1 protein-coding gene is annotated in these 1,272 nt (G+C 63.4%); it reads right to left on the reverse strand.

The features are described 5' to 3' along the window. A partial coding sequence (glyA, locus tag ACR0BZ_RS19830) for a serine hydroxymethyltransferase (RefSeq protein WP_480921078.1) occupies nucleotides 1-1,272 on the reverse strand: 1,272 nt, incomplete at its 5' end.

The raw sequence follows: 1,272 nt of genomic DNA on the forward strand, positions 1-1,272 counted from the left end.
TTACAGGTTTGGGTATATGGGGAAACGGTTGCAGAGGTCTGCGACCTGGGCGCGGACGCGGGCTTCGACTTCGGCGTTGCCGTCTTCGCCGTTGGCAGCCAGGCCGTCGACCACTTCGATGATCCAGTCGGCGATCTGGCGGAACTCGGCCTCGCCAAAGCCGCGGGTGGTGCCGGCGGGGCTGCCAAGGCGGATGCCCGACGTGATGGTCGGCTTTTCCGGGTCAAACGGCACGCCGTTCTTGTTGCAGGTGATATGCGCCCGGCCCAGGGCCTTTTCGGTGGCGTTGCCCTTGACGCCCTTGGGGCGCAGGTCGACCAGCACCACATGGGTGTCGGTGCCGTGGGTCACGGTGTCGAGCCCGCCCTTGATCAACTGATCGCTGAGCGCCTGCGCATTGGTCACGACCTGCTGGATGTAGCTTTTGAACTCGGGGCGCAGCGCCTCGCCAAAGGCCACGGCCTTGGCCGCGATCACATGCATCAGCGGGCCGCCCTGAATGCCGGGGAAGATCGCCGAATTCACTTTCTTAGCGATATCTTCATCATTGGTCAGGATCATGCCCCCACGTGGGCCGCGCAGGGTCTTGTGTGTGGTGGTGGTCGCCACATGCGCGTAGGGGAACGGGCTGGGGTGCTCGCCCGCCGCAACCAGACCGGCGAAATGCGCCATGTCAACGTGCAGATAGGCGCCGACCATGTCGGCGATCTGACGCATGCGGGCAAAGTCGATCTGACGCGGGATGGCCGAACCGCCCGCGATGATCAGCTTGGGGTTATGCTCTTTCGCCAGCGCCTCGACCTGATCATAGTCCAGCATGTTGTCCTGCTGGCGCACGCCGTATTGCACGGCGTTGAACCACTTGCCCGACTGGTTGGGCCGCGCGCCGTGGGTCAGGTGGCCACCGGCATCCAGGCTCATGCCCAGAATGGTGTCGCCGGGCTGGATCAGCGCCTGGAACACGCCCTGGTTGGCCTGGCTGCCCGAGTTCGGCTGCACATTGGCGAAACCACAGTCAAACAGCTGCTTGGCGCGGTCGATGGCCAGATTCTCGGCGATATCAACAAACTCGCAGCCCCCGTAATAGCGCCGACCCGGGTAGCCTTCGGCATATTTGTTGGTCATCACCGAACCCTGCGCCTCCATCACGGCGGCAGAGACGATGTTCTCGGACGCAATCAGCTCGATCTCGTCGCGCTGACGACCCAGCTCAGACCGGATCGAGCCAAAAAGCTCAGGATCGCGGTCCGACAAGGACTGGGTGAAAAATCC

This window comes from Ruegeria sp. P8 (assembly GCF_056534665.1).